18 protein-coding genes are annotated in these 17,657 nt (G+C 63.6%); 12 read left to right on the top strand and 6 right to left on the bottom strand.

Going from position 1 to position 17,657, the window contains the following annotated elements; genetic code table 11:
* Positions 1 to 47 precede the first annotated feature (47 nt).
* The 9 genes from dnaK (at position 48) to AC0L2U_RS15085 (ending at position 7,521) form a co-directional block, all read left to right on the top strand.
* The gene (gene dnaK, locus AC0L2U_RS15045; RefSeq protein ID WP_473602122.1) at positions 48 to 1,964 is read left to right on the top strand and encodes a molecular chaperone DnaK; all 1,917 of its coding nucleotides are present in this window, start codon (positions 48 to 50) and stop codon (positions 1,962 to 1,964) included.
* Positions 1,965 to 2,175: 211 nt separating this feature from the next.
* Positions 2,176 to 3,306: a molecular chaperone DnaJ gene (gene dnaJ / locus AC0L2U_RS15050; protein WP_013528587.1), complete on the top strand. Its 1,131-nt coding sequence runs from the start codon at positions 2,176 to 2,178 to the stop codon at positions 3,304 to 3,306.
* A 167-nt stretch (positions 3,307 to 3,473) separates the two neighbouring features.
* Positions 3,474 to 4,079: a phospholipid N-methyltransferase PmtA gene (gene pmtA, locus AC0L2U_RS15055; protein ID WP_023810874.1), complete on the top strand. Its 606-nt coding sequence runs from the start codon at positions 3,474 to 3,476 to the stop codon at positions 4,077 to 4,079.
* 316 nt (positions 4,080 to 4,395) lie between these two features.
* Complete coding sequence (locus AC0L2U_RS15060) at positions 4,396 to 4,992, top strand: NADPH-dependent FMN reductase (protein WP_127397001.1); 597 nt, start codon at positions 4,396 to 4,398, stop codon at positions 4,990 to 4,992.
* Positions 4,989 to 5,702 carry an orotidine-5'-phosphate decarboxylase gene (pyrF, locus tag AC0L2U_RS15065; protein ID WP_164895678.1) on the top strand — a complete coding sequence of 238 codons (714 nt, stop codon included), beginning with the start codon at positions 4,989 to 4,991 and terminating at the stop codon, positions 5,700 to 5,702. Before AC0L2U_RS15060 ends, pyrF begins: the two co-directional genes overlap by 4 nt.
* A 32-nt stretch (positions 5,703 to 5,734) precedes the next feature.
* A complete protein-coding gene (locus AC0L2U_RS15070) occupies positions 5,735 to 6,022 on the top strand; it encodes a DUF1330 domain-containing protein (RefSeq protein ID WP_023762651.1) in 288 nt (95 codons plus the stop codon).
* Between the two features lie 259 nt (positions 6,023 to 6,281).
* Positions 6,282 to 6,602 (top strand): ArsR/SmtB family transcription factor, encoded by a 321-nt coding sequence (locus AC0L2U_RS15075; RefSeq protein ID WP_128288891.1) that lies wholly within the window; start codon positions 6,282 to 6,284, stop codon positions 6,600 to 6,602.
* Complete coding sequence (locus AC0L2U_RS15080) at positions 6,599 to 7,063, top strand: SRPBCC family protein (RefSeq protein WP_127808430.1); 465 nt, start codon at positions 6,599 to 6,601, stop codon at positions 7,061 to 7,063. Before AC0L2U_RS15075 ends, AC0L2U_RS15080 begins: the two co-directional genes overlap by 4 nt.
* A 41-nt stretch (positions 7,064 to 7,104) precedes the next feature.
* The gene (locus tag AC0L2U_RS15085; protein WP_127808431.1) at positions 7,105 to 7,521 is read left to right on the top strand and encodes a GFA family protein; all 417 of its coding nucleotides are present in this window, start codon (positions 7,105 to 7,107) and stop codon (positions 7,519 to 7,521) included.
* A 379-nt stretch (positions 7,522 to 7,900) separates the two neighbouring features.
* Here the strand turns inward: AC0L2U_RS15085 and AC0L2U_RS15090 are convergent, their stop codons facing one another.
* From AC0L2U_RS15090 to AC0L2U_RS15115, 6 genes are all read right to left on the bottom strand, one after another.
* On the bottom strand, positions 7,901 to 8,974 hold the full coding sequence (locus AC0L2U_RS15090; protein WP_128288893.1) for a D-alanine--D-alanine ligase family protein: 1,074 nt from the start codon (positions 8,972 to 8,974) through the stop codon (positions 7,901 to 7,903).
* A gap of 126 nt (positions 8,975 to 9,100) precedes the next feature.
* Complete coding sequence (locus AC0L2U_RS15095; RefSeq protein ID WP_128288894.1) at positions 9,101 to 9,982, bottom strand: SMP-30/gluconolactonase/LRE family protein; 882 nt, start codon at positions 9,980 to 9,982, stop codon at positions 9,101 to 9,103.
* Positions 9,979 to 10,620 (bottom strand): 2-dehydro-3-deoxy-6-phosphogalactonate aldolase, encoded by a 642-nt coding sequence (locus AC0L2U_RS15100; RefSeq protein WP_127808434.1) that lies wholly within the window; start codon positions 10,618 to 10,620, stop codon positions 9,979 to 9,981. The genes AC0L2U_RS15095 and AC0L2U_RS15100 overlap by 4 nt, the downstream gene beginning before the upstream one ends.
* Positions 10,617 to 11,570, bottom strand: a complete 954-nt coding sequence (locus tag AC0L2U_RS15105; RefSeq protein WP_127808435.1) for a 2-dehydro-3-deoxygalactonokinase — start codon at positions 11,568 to 11,570, stop codon at positions 10,617 to 10,619. The genes AC0L2U_RS15100 and AC0L2U_RS15105 overlap by 4 nt, the downstream gene beginning before the upstream one ends.
* Positions 11,567 to 12,334 (bottom strand): SDR family NAD(P)-dependent oxidoreductase, encoded by a 768-nt coding sequence (locus AC0L2U_RS15110; RefSeq protein ID WP_473602123.1) that lies wholly within the window; start codon positions 12,332 to 12,334, stop codon positions 11,567 to 11,569. Before AC0L2U_RS15110 ends, AC0L2U_RS15105 begins: the two co-directional genes overlap by 4 nt.
* Positions 12,335 to 12,598: 264 nt before the next feature.
* The gene (locus tag AC0L2U_RS15115; protein ID WP_292658899.1) at positions 12,599 to 13,948 is read right to left on the bottom strand and encodes a putative bifunctional diguanylate cyclase/phosphodiesterase; all 1,350 of its coding nucleotides are present in this window, start codon (positions 13,946 to 13,948) and stop codon (positions 12,599 to 12,601) included.
* Positions 13,949 to 14,178: 230 nt separating this feature from the next.
* Here AC0L2U_RS15115 and gshB point away from each other — a divergent pair, with 230 nt between their 5' ends.
* The 3 genes from gshB to AC0L2U_RS15130 all read left to right on the top strand — a co-directional run bounded on the left by gshB (position 14,179) and on the right by AC0L2U_RS15130 (position 17,646).
* Entirely contained in the window at positions 14,179 to 15,120 is a 942-nt protein-coding gene (gshB, locus tag AC0L2U_RS15120) for a glutathione synthase (RefSeq protein ID WP_127808436.1), read from the top strand.
* A gap of 183 nt (positions 15,121 to 15,303) precedes the next feature.
* The gene (locus tag AC0L2U_RS15125) at positions 15,304 to 16,836 is read left to right on the top strand and encodes a YifB family Mg chelatase-like AAA ATPase (protein WP_127811287.1); all 1,533 of its coding nucleotides are present in this window, start codon (positions 15,304 to 15,306) and stop codon (positions 16,834 to 16,836) included.
* Between the two features lie 270 nt (positions 16,837 to 17,106).
* A complete protein-coding gene (locus tag AC0L2U_RS15130) occupies positions 17,107 to 17,646 on the top strand; it encodes a J domain-containing protein (RefSeq protein ID WP_127318999.1) in 540 nt (179 codons plus the stop codon).
* The last annotated feature ends 11 nt before the right edge of the window (positions 17,647 to 17,657 follow it).

Raw genomic sequence — 17,657 nt, forward strand, 5'->3', positions numbered from 1 at the left:
ACGCCTGTACGGGTCCTGATAGCCTGCTTAGCGGAGAGACTAGAAAAATGGCAAAAGTAATCGGTATCGACCTCGGCACCACCAACTCGTGTATCGCCATCATGGATGGCAAGGAGCCCAAGGTGATCGAGAATGCGGAAGGCGCGCGCACGACGCCTTCCATCGTCGCCATTTCGGGCGACGACGAACGTCTGGTCGGCCAGCCGGCCAAGCGCCAGGCGGTCACCAATCCTGAAAACACCATCTTCGCGGTCAAGCGCCTGATCGGCCGCCGCTATGACGATCCGGTGACGGAGAAGGACAAGAAGCTTGTCCCCTACAAGATCGTCAAGGGCGACAATGGCGATGCCTGGGTCGAAGCCGGCGGCAGGAAGCAGTCGCCCTCGCAGATCTCGGCCATGATCCTGCAGAAGATGAAGGAGACGGCGGAAGCCTATCTCGGCGAGAAGGTCGAGAAGGCGGTCATCACCGTTCCAGCCTATTTCAACGACGCCCAGCGCCAGGCGACCAAGGACGCCGGCAAGATCGCCGGCCTTGAAGTGCTGCGCATCATCAACGAGCCGACCGCGGCAGCGCTTGCCTATGGCCTCGACAAGAAGGAAGGCAAGACCATTGCCGTCTATGACCTTGGCGGCGGCACGTTCGACATTTCGGTGCTCGAAATCGGCGACGGCGTGTTCGAGGTCAAGTCGACCAATGGCGACACTTTCCTCGGCGGCGAGGATTTCGACATGCGCCTGGTCGAATACCTGGCGGCCGAGTTCAAGAAGGAACAGGGCATCGACCTGAAGAACGACAAGCTTGCCCTGCAGCGCCTCAAGGAGGCGGCTGAAAAGGCCAAGATCGAGCTGTCGTCGACCACCCAGACCGAAATCAACCTGCCCTTTATCACCGCCGACGCGACCGGGCCGAAGCACCTGACGCTGAAGCTGACGCGCGCCAAGTTCGAGCAGCTGGTCGACGACCTGGTCCAGCGCACGATTGCCCCTTGCAAGGCTGCATTGAAGGATGCCGGCCTGAAGGCCGGCGAGATCGACGAAGTCGTCCTGGTCGGCGGCATGACCCGCATGCCCAAGATCCAGGAGATCGTGAAGCAGTTCTTCGGCAAGGAGCCGCACAAGGGCGTCAATCCGGATGAAGTCGTTGCTCTCGGCGCCGCCATCCAGGCCGGCGTGCTGCAGGGCGACGTCAAGGACGTGCTGTTGCTCGACGTGACGCCGCTGTCGCTCGGCATCGAGACGCTGGGTGGCGTGTTCACCCGCCTGATCGAGCGCAACACGACGATCCCGACCAAGAAGAGCCAGGTGTTCTCGACGGCCGAGGACTCACAGTCGGCCGTGACCATCCGGGTCTTCCAGGGTGAGCGCGAAATGGCCGCCGACAACAAGGCGCTTGGCCAGTTCGACCTGGTCGGCATTCCGCCGGCGCCGCGCGGCGTGCCGCAGATCGAGGTCACCTTCGACATCGACGCCAACGGCATCGTCAACGTTTCGGCCAAGGACAAGGGCACCGGCAAGGAGCACCAGATCCGCATCCAGGCATCGGGCGGTCTTTCGGACGCCGACATCGAGAAGATGGTCAAGGACGCCGAGGCCAATGCCGAGACCGACAAGAAGCGGCGGGCGCTGGTCGAGGCCCGCAACCAGGCCGAAGCGCTGCTGCATTCCTCGGAGAAGTCACTGAAGGAATATGGCGACAAGGTTTCGGAAGGCGAGCGCACGGCGATCTCCGACGCGATCGCGGCGCTTAAGACCGCGACCGAAGGCGACCACCCGGCCGACATCGAAGCCAAGAGCCAGGCGCTTGCCGAGGCTTCGATGAAGCTTGGCCAGGCCATGTACGAGGCTTCGCAGAAGGAAGCGGCGGAAGCCGACGCCAAGGCGGACGCCGCCAAGGACAGTGACGTTGTCGACGCCGATTTCGAGGAAATCGACGAGGACGACGACAAGAAGAAGTCGGCCTGAACCGTTTGACGGCAAGATAAGCGAAAAGCCCGGCGAAGGCCGGGCTTTTTTGCAACCCCTTGCAGAAAAACAGCGGGCCTTGCTGAAAAAATGCAGGCAAAGCCGCGTCGACACTGGCATCCCCCTTCCATCGCACCTAAATCGAAACGTCAGTGCCGGCAAGAGACGCAACAATGCTTCAAGACGTTGAGCATCCGGACAGCGGGAAAAAATGAAAGCTGATTTCTACGAGACGCTGGGCGTCCAAAAAGGCGCCGACGAGAAGGAGCTCAAGAGCGCTTTCCGCAAGCTTGCCATGCAGTTCCATCCCGATCGCAACCCCGGCGATCATTCCTGCGAGCACAAGTTCAAGGAAATCAACGAAGCCTACGAGACGCTGAAAGACCCGCAGAAGCGCGCGGCCTACGACCGCTTTGGCCACGCCGCCTTCGAACAGGGCGGCATGAATGGCGGCGCGCAAGGTTTTGGCGCCGGCGGTTTCGCCGATATCTTCGAGGACATTTTCGGCGACATGATGGGCGGGCGCCAGCGCCGTTCGTCGGGCGGCCGCGAACGCGGCGCCGACCTGCGCTACAACATGGAAATCACCCTGGAAGAGGCTTTTGCCGGCAAGACCGCGCAGATCCGGGTGCCGGCGTCGATCTCCTGCTCTGAATGTTCGGGCAGCGGCGCCAAGCCCGGCACCCAGCCCGTCACCTGCTCGATGTGCAACGGCCACGGTAAGGTGCGCGCCACGCAAGGTTTCTTCTCGATCGAACGGACCTGCCCGCAATGCCAGGGCCGCGGCCAGACGATCAAGGATCCGTGCCCGAAATGCGCCGGCCAGGGCCGCGTCACCGAGGAGCGTTCGCTGTCGGTCAACATCCCGGCCGGCATCGAGGACGGCACCCGCATCCGCCTTGCCAATGAGGGCGAAGCCGGCCTGCGCGGCGGGCCATCGGGCGACCTCTATATTTTCCTGGCGGTCAAACCGCACGAGTTCTTCCAACGCGACGGCGCCGACCTGTATTGCAAGGTGCCGATCTCGATGACGACGGCAGCCCTTGGCGGCTCCTTCGAGGTGACGACGCTGGACGGCACGCAGACAAAGGTCAAGGTGACCGAGGGCACGCAGAACGGGCGCCAGTTCCGTCTCAAGGGCAAGGGCATGCCTGTGCTGCGTCAGCCCAATGTCGGCGACCTCTACATCCAGACCGCGGTCGAGACGCCGCAGAACCTGACCCGCCGCCAGCGTGAGCTGCTGGAGGAGTTCGAACAGCTCTCCTCGCAGGACAATTCGCCCCAATCGAGCGGCTTTTTTGCCCGCATGAAGGATTTTTTCGAGTCCTTCGGCGAACGTTGATGCACTTTGGCCAGCCTAAGCCGATTTGCAACGCGTAAATCCTTGAATCGCGTCACCCCTTGAGACGCGACGAAAATTATCTTATCCACGACATGCGTCCGGCCGCGCCTTGCCTAGCACCGCTCAGGTGCTAAGTAACTTTGCGGGGAGCGCTGAGGAGAGCTTGCATGACACGTGGCCCTGGACTGCGGAAGGCGCTTGTCGAAAAGTTCGACGACGAACTCAAATTCTTCAAGGGCTGGATCGACAAGCCGAAGGCGGTTGGTTCGATCGTGCCCACCAGTTCGGTCACCGCGCGCAAAATGGCCTCGATCGTCAATCCTAAATCCGGCCTGCCGGTGCTTGAGGTCGGCCCCGGTACCGGCGTCATCACCCGCGCCATCCTCGCTCAGGGCGTGCGGCCCGAAAACCTCTACGCGGTCGAGTATTCCGCGGATTTCGTCCGTCATCTGCGGCGGCTCTATCCCGGCGTCAACGTCATCGAGGGCGATGCCTTCAATCTCAACGCCACGCTTGGCGACAAGAGCGGGATGATCTTCGATTCCGTCGTTTCCGGCGTGCCGCTGCTCAACTTCCCAGTCGCCCAGCGCATTGCCTATATCGAGAGCCTGCTCGACCGCATCCCGGCCGGACGGCCGATCGTGCAGCTGACCTACGGCCCGATGTCGCCGATTCCGGCCGGCCGTGGCAATTATACGGTCAAGCATTTCGATTTCATCCTTCGCAACATCCCGCCGACCCAGCTGTGGATCTACCGCCGCGAAGCGCATTAATTTGTCGGCGCGGGGTTGTTCGCGGATCGCCAGTGCTCACCGCATACCTTGGCAATGGCGGGAACGTCCCTCGCTTCGTCATCCACGGGCGGAGCAAGGAGCGTAGCGACGCAGCGCAGACCCGAGGATCCATGCCGCGACTTCCGAGCGCCGCTACGGCGCAGAATTCTGTTCCGCTGCACTCCTGGATAGCTGTCACGGAATGGATTCCAGGGTCTCCACGACGGAGCTTCGCTCCTGCTTCGCCCAGGGATGACGAAGTTGGCGTTGATTTGCTCGGTCCTTGGCTGTACCTGTCCGGGAACAAGGGTGGCCAATGGCAGTGATCCCGAAAATCCTCGTCTTCGCCGGCTCGGTGCGCAGCGGCGCCTATAGCGGCAGGACGGCCGACGTGGCGCAGAAGGAACTTGCCATGCAAGGCGCCGAGGTGACCCGCATCTCGCTCGCCGACTATCCCTTGCCGATCCTGGACGAGGATCTGGAAAAGGAAAAGGGTGTTCCCGAAAACGCCCAGAAACTCGGCCGTCTGGTGATCGCCCATGACGGGCTGCTGATCGCCACGCCCGAATATAACGGCTCCATTCCGCCGCTGCTCAAGAACACGATCGACTGGGTGAGCCGGGTGCGCAGGGATGGCGGGCGGCCGGTGAGGCCACTTGCCGGCAAGGTCGTTGGCCTCTGTTCGTCCTCCAGCGGGCACTTTGCCGGCATCCGCTGCATCAACCATCTGCGCGCCGTGTTGGTACGTTGCCGGATGGAGGTGGTGACGCCGGAATGCTCGGTGCCCGAGGGTGGCAGCGCCTTCGACGAGGACGGCAATTTCCGTGACGAAAGACTGTACACATCGATGGAGCATCTATGCCGCACGCTGATCGAAACCTCGCGCATGCTGTCCACCCGGATAGAGACATGATTGCCAGCACCTTGCGGGCCCAATCCATGCAGGAAAGGCTGATCGTCGGCCTCGACGTGCCGACAGTGAGAGAAGCCGAGCAGGCGGTGCGCGAACTCGACGGCGTCGTCTCCTTCTACAAGATCGGCTACCAGCTTGCCTTCGCCGGCGGGCTCGATTTCGCCAGGGAACTGGCCAGCGGCGGCACCAAGGTCTTCCTCGACATGAAGCTGCTCGACATCGACCACACGGTGGCCAAGGGCGTCGAGAACATCGTCAAGATGGGTATGACCATGCTGACCATCCACGCCTACCCGAAGGCTATGCAGGCCGCCGTAGAGGCGGCCAGAGGCAGCGACCTTTGCCTGCTTGCCGTCAGCGTGCTGACCTCGATGGACGAGCAGGACATGATCGATGTCGGTTACGAGTACGACCCGCATACGCTGGTGCTCAGGCGCTCGGAACAGGCGCTGCATGCCGGCATGGGCGGCATCGTCTGCTCGGCCGCGGAGGCCGAGGCGGTGCGCCGCATCGTCGGACCCGACATGGCGGTGGTGACGCCCGGCATCCGGCCGGCGGGCAGCGATCATGGCGACCAGAAGCGCGTGGTGACGCCGGGCCAAGCGATCCGCAACGGCGCCAGCCACCTCGTCGTCGGCCGTCCGATCGTGGCGGCGGCCAACAAACGGGAAGCGGCCGAAGCCATCCTCGACGAGATGCGCTCGGCCTGAGATTTCCAAGAACAAGTTCGGAGACCAAGAAGATGCCCAAGGGATACTGGATCGCCCGTGTCGATGTGCGCGACGCGGAAGGCTACAAGGACTATGTCGCCGCCGCCAAGCCTGCCTTTGAGCGCTTCGGTGCGAAATTCCTGGCGCGCGGCGGTGAGCATGAAAAGGCCGAAGGACCCGGCCGCGCACGCAATGTCATCATCGAGTTCGAATCGCTCGCTGCGGCGCATGATTGCTACCACTCGCCGGAATACCAGCGCGCCGTCGCCATCCGCCAGAAGGTCGCCGACGGCGAGATCGTCCTGGTCGAGGGCGCCTGAGGTCCTTGCAAGCATAGTTCCGAAGAAGTCATTCCGGTTTTCGCCGGAGATCATTGCTCAAAATCGGATAAAGCCTGGCGGCGTTTGAAGCCCCGCAGGCTCATTTACATATCTTTGCTCCGCGATTTCACGGTGATCTGCCTGGCGCAGTTGCCGGGTGCGGAGCCGTGCCGACGAGCGGTCATTCAACGCGGGTCGGATTGCCGGTTGACATGCAGGTATTTACCTGCATATTGTGACTTACAACAGAGTGAGGCAGATGGACGCCGACAAGGTTTTCAAAGCGCTGGGCGACCCGACACGCAGAAGGCTGCTTGACCTTCTGTGCGAGCAGAACGGGCAGACGCTCGGTCAGCTTTGCGACCATCTGGACATGGCCAGGCAATCCGCCACCCAGCACCTCGACCTGCTGGAGGCGGCCAATCTGGTGAGCACGGTCAAGCGCGGCCGCGAAAAGCTGCATTTCATCAATCCCGTGCCGCTGCACGAAGTCTACCAGCGCTGGGTACGGAAATTCGAACGGCAGCGGCTCAGCCTGCTGCACGACCTGAAGCAAGAACTCGAAGGAGAAGACCAATGACCAGGGAAACGACCAGCTTTGTCTACGTGACCTATATCCGCTCGACGCCGCAGAAGGTGTTCGAGGCCATAATCAAGCCCGATGTCGCAAAGCGCTACTGGGGCCACGAGAACGTCTCGGAATGGATGCCGGGCTCGAAATGGGAGCATATCCGCGCCAATGACGAACGGACCGTCGAACTCGTCGGCAATGTCGTCGAGATTTCGCCGCCGACCCGCCTCGTCATCACCTGGGCGAACGCTTCGCAGGCCGACGATCCGTCGAAAGCCAGCCGGGTGACGTTCGCCATCGAGGAATACGACACCATGGTGCGGCTGACCGTCAGCCATGACGAGCTCGAAGCCGGCAGCGGCATGGCGAAGGGCGTCAGCCAGGGCTGGCCGGCGGTGCTGTCGAGCCTGAAATCCTTCCTCGAAACCGGCAGCGGCATCGACATTTTCGCCAAGCCGAAATTGGCTTGATGTTGCGACCTCAAGCAGAATCAGGCCCGTGGAGAATGACAATGACCAAGCGCTATACCGGCGGCTGCGCATGCGGCGCGATCCGTTACGAAACCAATGACGAGCCGATCTTCCAGAACCACTGCCAGTGCAGCGATTGCCAGAAGCGCTCAGGCACCGGCCACGGATCCTACCTGACCTTCGGCCAACGTGCCGATATGGCCATCACCGGGGAGGTGAGCACCTGGCGCGTGGCGGGCGCCAGCGGCAACGAAAAAATCCACACCTTCTGTCCAACCTGCGGAACGCCGGTCTTTCTGATACCCGTCGCCATGCCCGAGCTGATAGTGGTCCATGCGGCCAGCCTCGACGATCCGGAACAGTTCAGCCCGCAGATGGTGACCTACACGAGCCACGGCCATGCCTGGGACAAGATGGATCCGTCCTTGCAGGCGGTCGAGCGAATGCCCTGGGGCTAAACTCGCTGGAAGTATTGGACCTCCAGAGGTACGCTGTAGGCGCTTACAGAGGGGGCGCCTACATGGCCGGAAGTAATCGATATTCACCGATCGGCAAGGGCCTTTTCATCGCACAGATGCTTGTTGGCGGTACCGGCGTGGCAGCCGGCCTTGGACGGGGAAAGCCATTTCACTGCAGCATGGCCGGGGGATCTTTCTCGTAGATCGGGCCCAAGACCCGTTCCTTTATTGGTCTGCACTGATCATAATCCTGCTCGTCCTTGTCGCGTGGCCGCTATGGTATCTCTGTAGGGGCCCACCAAAGCGCTAGAAGCTGCGGGAGAAGCGTCAAGGCACGCGCCTGCGCCTGCAACGCTGCCAGGCAAAGGCACGACGAGCGCTAGTTGCTGCGGCGCGGGCCGATCAGCCGGCTCGCCGCTGTCTCGGCCATGGCGTCGGCCAGCTCGAGGCCCCATTGCTGGCGGCAATAGGCGCGAAAATCGAAGCAGGGCAAGCCGGGGCAGACCTCGAACTCGATGAGGTGAACGGTATCGTCGGCCTCGACCCTGAGATCGACGGAAAACACGTCGCGCAGGCCGAGCCCGCTCATCAGCCGCCCGGCGATCGCACGTATCGTGGCGTCGGCGGCCGGCTGGCTGTCGGCAACCGCGACGAGTTCCGGTTCGGCGTAGTGTCCCGCCGCTTTCGCTGCCTCGCCAGTGTCGCCGTAGAGCGCCAGGCTGTCGGCCATGGTCTGGAAATCGGCGCCTGAATCGACAAAGGCCACGCCAAGCGCTTCGACCCCGGCGCCTGACACAAGGCCGAGGAAACTGGCGCGCACGTTGCGGCCGGCGACATAGGGCTGGACGACGACATCGTCGCGATAGGCCGAAAAGACGCGCCTGCTGAGCTCCAGCGCATGGTCGAGGTCGGCCACACGCGAGTCCGGCCAGATACCGATCTTGGCGCCGAGCCGGTTGGGCTTGACGAACCAGCCGGCGGGCGAGGCCGGCGGCTCGACCAGCCATTGGCCGTCGCGCGCAAGCCCAGCCTGCGGCACCGGCAGGCCGAGTGCGCCGAGCACGGCGCCGGACCGGAACTTGTCCTGGCAGAGCGCGAACAGCGCATCATCTGCGCCGATTGTCTTGAAACCGCCCAGTCGCGCCAGAGCGGGCGCCGCGCCGCCGCGAAAATAGGCAATGCCGTCGGTCAGCGTCCAGACCAGCGTTGTGCTGGGATGCTCACCGGCCAAGACGCTTGCGGCATCGTCCAGCGCCACCGGCGTGAACGACAGGCCGCGTGCCTGGCAGGCGCGGCCAAGCGCCTCGAATTCAGGAGCGAGATCGGTCGACTGCGCCAGATAGGACGCGATTTCGGCGGCACGCTGCGGTGCATGACCGTCGGCGACCAGACGGTCGAAACAAGCCTTCTCCGGCTCATGGACGAGGATCAGTCTTGGCTTGCGGCTCGACATGAGATGAACGATTCCGGCAGTAGGATTGCCTACCATCGCATGGTCGAGGCGTCAGGCTCTCGCGAAACCGACACGGCGCGGGCGGTTGCGTAACAACGCACCGTCCGACCGCAGAATCCAGTTCGCTCAGGCGATCAGCACGCGCGGCTCGAAGCGGCCGTTGACGGGAATATCGAGCAGAAAGGTCATGCCGCCCTGCAGATCCAGCAGACGCTGCTTCTCATCCTTGCCCGACCAGGCGGAGGTGACCGCCAGCCGATCGGCCTTGGCGCCGGCAAAGGCCGGGCAGGATGGCTGCGTCACCGGCATGGCGACCGTGCGGACGAGCTTGCCGTCGGGTCCATAGGCTTCGATGACGCTGCCGCCCCAGACGGCGTTCCACAGGATGCCGTCGCGGTCGAGTACGGACCCGTCGATATAGCCCTTGGCCGAGCGGTGATCGACGAACAGCTTTGGCTCACCTGCAGGCAGACCGGTCGCCGGGTCGCAGGCGACGCGCATCAGCAGCCCGGTCGAGGTGTCGGTGTAGTAGGCGATCGCGCCATCCTCGGTAAAACAGATCGAATTGGAGACGGTGATGTCCGAAAACAGGCGGCGCAGTTCGCCCTTGAAAAACCAGTAGATAGAACCCGCGCCTTTTTCCTCACCCTTGCCCATGGTGCCCATCCACAAGGCGCCGCAGGGATGGACCCGGGAATCGTTGGAGCGCGTGACCGGATTGTCGGCCTCGACGGGCGTGTGCAGCGTCAGTTTGCCGGTCGCGACATCGCGGACATAAAGGCCGGTCTCGGCGGCGACCAGCTGGCGCTTGTCGTCGACGACGGCGATGGCGCTCGCCATTTGACCAAGCTCATGGACGGTAGTCGCGCCGCCTGACAGCCGCTTTTCCAGAAGCTGGCTGTTGACGATGTCGAACCAGTAGAGCGTATCGGTGGCGGGATCGTAGCTCGGCCCCTCGCCGAGCTGGCAGACGTGATCGGAAAAAACCGAAACAATGGCTTCGCTCATCCTGCTTCTCCGAACACCGCATCCCAGGCCGCGACGGCAGCTTGCGCACGCGCGGCCACCTCGTCGACGCTCATGCCAGGTTTGAACAGGCTGGAGCCCAGACCAAAGGCGGTCACGCCGGCAGCCTTGTAGCCGGCAAAATCTTTTTCGGAGACGCCGCCGACGGCGCCGACCAATGTCTGCGCCGGCAACACGGCGCGCATCGCGGAAATGCCGCCGGCACCCAGCACGCTCGCCGGGAAGAATTTCAGCGCCGAGGCGCCGAGCTTGATCGCCAGGAAAGCTTCGGTCGGCGTGAACACGCCGGGCATCGTCACCATGCCGTAGTGCATGGCGCGCGCCATCACCTCGGCATCGATGTTGGGACTGACCAGCAGCCGCCCTCCGGCCTGGTGCAAGCCATCGACATCGGCCGGCGTCAGCACCGTGCCGGCACCGACCAGCGCCGTTTTCGGCAGCACTTGGACGATGCGGGCGATCGACGAGAACGGTTGCGGTGAGTTCAGCGGCACTTCGATCGCCTCGATGCCGGTGTCGAACAGTGCCTGGCCCATGGCCATCGCTTCGGTGGGCTTGAGCCCGCGAAGGATGGCAACCAGGCCGCGCTTGAGTTTTGGAAACGGTGCGGTCTGGCTCATCGAGCTGCTCCAATTCTGGCGATCATGTCGTTCTCACGCGCCGCCTCGACGAGACCTGCACGCACCGCCTCGTCAGCGTCGACGGCCCGAACCTCGAGGCCGGCAAGGCCGAGTGCCTCGCTGTACAGCGTTCCCAGCGCACCGGAGGCGACCAGCACCACGGGTTCCGCACCGGCGCCGTGCCGACGGCTGGCGGAGGCGATCTCGCCGCCGATCAGAAGGCCGGACAGGCAGGCTGCGGCATCGTCGGCTTTCAAATCCTGCAGCAGGCCGGCGGCGCGGATGGAAAACAGCCGCGAGGTGACATCGCCACCATCAGCCAATGCGGTTTCGCACCAGCGACGGAAGAACGGATTGTCCGATGTGACCGGCTTGGGTTGCTCGCCGAGCGAATGGCGCAGGATCGAATGCGCGGCAAGCACGGAAAACAGCTCGCCGGTCGGCCAGGTGCCGAAGCCGGTGACAGTACCGTCCTCGACCAGCACCCATTTCGAATGGGTGCCGGGCATACAGACCAGCTGGCGTCCCTTGGCCGGCAAGCCAGCGCCGGCAAGCTGGGTTTCCTCGCCGCGCATGACGTCGGGCGCGTCAGTCAGTCGCTGGGCAAGGCCCGGAACGATGCGGATGTCGTGGCTCTGGCCGGGCACGCTGGCGGCACCCGCAAGGATGGCGCTAAGCGGCGCCGGCACGGTGACATAGGGTGCTTCCAGCCAGCCCTGGCGGGATCCGGCCATGCCGCAGATGATGACGGGCAGCGCCGCTGGTGCTCCCATCGCCGCCAGATGCCCTTCGAGGATGGTCGAAAAGCCCTTCTGCTGCGCCGTGATCAGGCCATCGTCGCCACGGCGTTCGGCAAGCACCTTGCCTTGCCCGTCTATCAGCCAGACCCGCATGCGGGTCGTGCCCCAGTCGACGGCGGCGACCGCCGGTGCGTTGCCGGCTGGGTTCACAGGAAACCTCCATCGACGACCAGCATCTGCGCTGTCAGCATGCGCGAGGCGTCCGAGGCCAGGAACAGCACGGTGCCGACGATGTCGTCGGGCTGCATCACCTGCTTGATGCATTGCTTGGCGACATGGGCGGCAAGCCCCTGTTCGGTCACCCAGAGCTCCTTCTGCCTCTCGGTGATCACCCAGCCGGGCGCAATGGCGTTGACGCGGATGCCGTCGACACCGAGCTTGCCGGCCAGCCCCTTGGTCAGGCCGAGGATACCGGCCTTGGCGGCCGTGTAGGACGGCATGTCAGGGTGGTTGATCAGATAGGATGTCGAGGTGAAGTTGATGATCGAGCCGCCGCCCGCCCGCTTCATGCCCGGCGCCACCGCTTGCGCGGTGAAGAAATGCGGCCGCAAATTGATCGCCTGATTGTTGTCCCAGAACCCGACCGTCACGTCCTCGACGGCGTGGCGTTCATCCCAGGCCGCATTGTTGACCAGCACGGTGACATCGCCATGCGCCTCGGCGGCCTTCGCGGCGGACGCCCGCAGGGCCTCGACGTCGCGCAAATCGGTCTTGAGATAGAGCGGCCGCTTGCCGAACGTCTTCTCGATGCGGTCGGCGAGGGCCGTGCTTGGGCCGTCGGCGATGTCGATGAAGGCGACATTGGCGCCCTGGCGCACAAAGCCCTCGGTCAGGGCAGCACCAATTCCGGAACCGCCGCCGGTGATCAGCACCGAGGCTCCTTCGAGGTCGGCAAAATGCGCCGATGGCATCATCGTTCCTGTCTCCCAGCGCATGACCCCCAAAATCGGATTTTCGGAAAGGGATCATGCGCAAAATGTAAATTGCTACAGCGTCCTTTGCGCGTCCGAAAGGACGCGCGGCGCTGTAGCGTGATCGGCGCGCATCCTAGCCACGCAAGGCGCGCGGGCAAGGGCGAACCGCCGGATTTCTGGGCTTATGTCAGACAAAACGACAATGCGCCGCACCGGATGCGCATGGCGGCACTGTCGGGATTACGGACTACGGGGAATCGCCGGTCAGATCGCCTTGGCGCGCAGGGCGCCACGGAAGGAATCACGGAGATAGCCGAGCGTGGCGTCGGCATCGACCGGCTTGCCGAACAGATAGCCCTGCCCGCCGGCGCAGCCGAACTGGACGAGGCGGTCGGCCTGCGCTTCCTGCTCGATGCCTTCGGCGACGACGTCCATGCCAAGCCCCTCGCACATTGCGAGAATGGCGCGGATGATGTGCTCCGAGGGACGGTCGTCGAGAATGGAGGAGACGAAGGCGCGATCGATCTTGAGCTTGTCGAAATGGAATTCGCGCAGACGGCCGAGCGAGGACTGGCCGGTGCCGAAATCGTCGAGCGAGACGCGGATGCCGACGCGGCGCAGATCCTCGACGATCTGCGCGGCAGAGGCCGGGTCGTTCATCAGGCCGGTCTCGGTGATCTCGATCTCCAGCCGGCGCGGATCGAAGCCGGTGCGATCGAGGATCGCCAGTATGTGCAGGCCGGTGTTCTGGTCGACGAGCTGCGATGGCGACAGGTTGAACGACAGGAACAGGTCCTTCGGCCAGCTTCTGGCCGCTTCGGTCGCCTTGCGCAGCACCAACTGCGACAACGGGCCGATGATGCCGCGCTCCTCGGCGATGGGAATGAAGACGGTCGGCGGCACCGAACCGAGGTCGCGATCGGTCCAGCGCGCCAGCGTCTCGAAGCCGATGGTGCGGCGCGTGTTAAGGTCGACGATGGGCTGGAAATGCGGCTCCACCTCGCCGGCCGAGACAGCCCGGCGCAGCGCCTGTTCGATGCGGGTGACGCGCTTGGCCGCCTCTTCCATCTCACGGGTGTAGACGACGACGCGGCCACGGCCGGAACGCTTGGCGTGGTAGAGCGCCGTCTCGGCCTTGTTGATGAGGATTTCCGTGGTCTCGTCGCCCGAATAGAACAGCGAGCAGCCGACCGAGGCCGAAAGCCTGGCGGTGCGTTCGCCGACATCATAGGGCGCCGACAGGATCTCGATCAGCATGCGCGACTTTTCGGCCGCCGCCTCCTCGCTGAACACCAGGGGATAGAGAAAGGCGAATTCGTCGGCACCGATGCGGCAGACCGTGGAATGGCCGTCCATCGAGGCGCGCAGCCGCATCGCCACCTGGATCAGGATATCGTCGCCGGCCTTGTGGCCGAACAGATCGTTGATCGGCTTGAAGCCGTCGAGGTCGAGAATGCCGACGGTAAAGGGCGCGGGATCGTCGGCACGGTCGGCGATCAGGCGATCGACCTTGTCGAAGAAGCGGCGATGGTTGCCAAGCCCGGTCAACGGATCGGTGAATGCCAGATCCGTGCTCTCCCTGTTTGCCTGACCGGTGCCAAACGAAGTTTGCATCGGTGTCCCTGTTTTGTGACGTCGGAATTTATTTTCAGACTGGCAGCAAACCCTTTAGGAAACGTATCGCGAAATCGATTTTCCACGGGCAACCGCGACTGTTTCGAAGGATCGATGAAAGCAGCGCATTCGGGTGTCGGATGCCAATCCTAGGAATGTCGCGATTGGCAGACGGGCAGTGAGCCTGTACAGGCAAGACAGTCGTCCATCCGAGCCGCCGGAGACCCGCCATGAAGCTGAAAATCGCCGTCCAGATGGACCACATCTCCACAGTGTCGATCGCCGGCGACACCTCGTTCGCGCTGTCGCTGGAAGCGCAGCGGCGCGGCCATGAGCTGTTCCACTACACGCCGGATCGGCTGTCGTTGCGCGACGGCAAGGTGTTTGCCCGCATCGAGGAAATGCAGGTGCGCGACGAGAAGGGCAGCCACTATTCGCTGGGCGAGAAGGTGCGCACCGACCTGTCGGAGATGGATGTGGTCCTGCTGCGCCAGGATCCGCCCTTCGACATGAACTACATCACCACCACGCACATCCTGGAGCGCATCCATCCGAAAACGCTCGTGGTCAACGACCCGGCCTGGGTGCGCAACAGCCCGGAAAAGATCTTCGTCACCGAATTTGCCGACCTGATGCCGGACACGCTGATCACCAAGGATCCGCTGGAGGTCGCCGCCTTCCGCAAGGAGTTCGGCGACATCATCGTCAAGCCGCTCTACGGCAATGGCGGCGCCGGCATCTTCCATCTGCTCGAGGGCGACCGCAACCTTGCCTCGCTGCTGGAAATGTTCGGCCAGATGTTCCGCGAACCCTACATCGTGCAGCGCTATCTCAAGGACGTGCGCAAGGGCGACAAGCGCATCATCCTGATCGACGGCGAGCCAGTCGGCGCCATCAACCGGGTGCCGGCCGAGCATGATTCCCGCTCCAACATGCATGTCGGCGGCCGCGCCGAAAAGACCGAACTGACGGAGCGCGAACGCGAGATCTGCGCCCGCATCGGCCCATCGCTGAAGGAGCGCGGCTTCATCCTGGTCGGCATCGACGTGATCGGCGACTACATGACCGAGATCAACGTGACCTCGCCGACCGGCGTGCGCGAGGTCAAACGCTTCGGCGGCGCCGACATCGCCAGCCTGTTCTGGGACGCGGTTGAGGGAAAGCGCGGGTAAGCCGTTTTCATTTTGTCTTAACCATGTTCCGTTTTTGCAACCGCGCTCAATTCCGCTGCAACCCGAGCGGTCATGCGTTCCCGTAATGTTCTTGATTTGACCGGGGAAGTGTGATTGTCTTCCCGGCGGGCCATTCCTGGCCTGATCGCAGGGGCTGGGGCCAGCCTGAATTGGGGTTGCACGATGGTGGCGCGGGTTCGCACGGTCGCTTTCCAGGGCATCGAGGCCGTGCCGGTCGACGTGCAGGTGATGATCGCGCCCGGCAAGGTCAACATGCACATCGTCGGCCTGGGCGACAAGGCGGTGGCCGAAAGTCGCGAGCGGGTGCAGGCCGCGCTGCATGCTTCCGGCCTGTCGATGCCGTCGAAGAAAGTCACGGTCAATCTGGCACCGGCCGACCTGCCGAAGGAAGGCAGTCATTACGACCTGCCGATCGCGCTTGGCCTGATGGCTGCCCTTGGCGCCATTCCGGGCGACATGCTGGCCGGCTATGTCGTGCTTGGAGAATTGTCGCTCGACGGCACGATTGCCGCGGTCGCCGGCGCCTTGCCGGCGGCGATCGCCGCCAATGCCGAGGGCAAGGGCCTGATCTGCCCGTTCGCGTGCGGGCCGGAAGCGGCCTGGGCGGGCAAGGAATTCGACATTCTGGCGCCGCGCAGCCTGATCGCCATCGCCAACCATTTCCGCGGCACGCAGGTGCTGTCGCGGCCGGAAGCCGGCATCCATGCCGCCGCTCTGGATTTGCCTGACCTCGCCGACATCAAGGGCCAGGAGACCGCCAAGCGGGCGCTGGAAGTGGCCGCCGCCGGTGGGCATAATCTGCTCATGATCGGACCCCCGGGATCCGGCAAATCGATGCTGGCGCAGCGGCTGCCGTCGATCCTGCCGCCGCTGGCGCCGAAGGAGCTTCTGGAAGTCTCGATGATCGCCTCGGTGGCGGGAGAGCTCGGCGAAGGTAAGCTGACCGACCGGCGGCCGTTCCGCGCGCCGCACCACTCGGCCTCGATGGCGGCGATGGTCGGCGGCGGTATCCGCGCGCGGCCGGGCGAGGTGTCGCTGGCCCATCACGGCGTGCTGTTCCTCGACGAGTTTCCCGAGTTCACGCCGCAGACGCTTGATGCGTTGCGCCAGCCGTTGGAGACCGGCGACTGCATGATCGCGCGGGCCAACCATCGCGTCACCTATCCGGCGCGCATCCAGCTGGTGGCGGCGATGAACCCGTGCCGCTGCGGCATGGCCGGCGAGCCGGGCTATCGCTGCCTGCGCGGCGAGCGTTGCCGTACCGACTATCAGGCGCGCATTTCGGGTCCGCTGCTCGACCGCATCGATCTCAGGATCGAAGTGCCGGCGGTCTCGGCCAGCGACCTGATCCGGCCCGACCGGGCGGAGAAAAGCGCCGATGTGGCGCTGCGCGTGGCACGCGCACGCACCATCCAGCGCGAGCGCTTCGAGCGGCTCGGCGCCACCCGCGCCACCACCAACGCGCATTGCGCGCCCTCGGTCATCGAAGAGATCGCCATGCCGGACGCCGCCGGCCTGTCGCTGCTCAAGGACGCCAGCGAAAAGCTCGCCTTTTCGGCGCGGGCCTATCATCGCGTGCTGAAGGTGGCGCGAACGCTCGCTGATCTCGACGCAAGCGAAACCGTCGGCCGAATCCATCTGGCCGAAGCGATCTCCTACCGCATGAGCTCGGAGCGGATGGCGCAGGCGGCGTAGGTCCGCCGACAAGCCGGCCTCGCCACATTGCATTCCGCGATCACGCCATAACCCGGCCTCCGCGAATCGATCATCTCCACGATGCGGCGGACCTGATTGTCCGCTTGGCCGGCGTCCTTACCACCCAACGGCCCCCACCGACCGGACGCCGGCCATTTTCTTCCTCTTCCAGAAAGCGTGGATGTCATCGGCGTCGGACCAAGGTCCTGGCCCCCGCATTGACATTCCTTATTTAGACAATGCGAATATGGTGTGGTCGGGGAGCGAGCTATGTTCATTGATTATTACGAAGTTTTGGAAGTCAGCCCGAACGCCAATTCGGAAACGCTGGAGCGCATATTTCGCTATTTTGCGATGCGCTATCATCCAGACAATCGCGAAACCGGCGATGAAGCCCGTTTCAGTGAAATCGTGGAAGCCCACAATACGCTCAAGGATCCGGTCAAACGCGCACAATACGACATCGCGTACAGGGACCATGCCGGCCTTCGCCGTGAATTGACCGAGGAAGCTAGCAACACCAAAGGCATCGAGCGTGACGTCGTGATCCAGGCCAGGCTGCTGTCGCTGCTTTACGCGAAGCGCCGGCACGACGTCGGCAATCCCGGGATCGGAGATGTGGAGCTCGAACGTCTGTCAGACTGTCCGCGAGAGCATCTCGAGTTTCATCTCTGGTATCTGAAAGCGAAGGGCTGGATAGCAAGAGTGGAAAACGGGACGATTGCGATTACGGTGGAAGGCGTCGATCGGGTCAACTCCGAACACCGTCGCGATCCCACCATCCGGCTCCTGGACCATACAGCTCCCTGACGCCTCACCCC

It is taken from the genome of Mesorhizobium sp. WSM4808 (genome assembly GCF_055811675.1).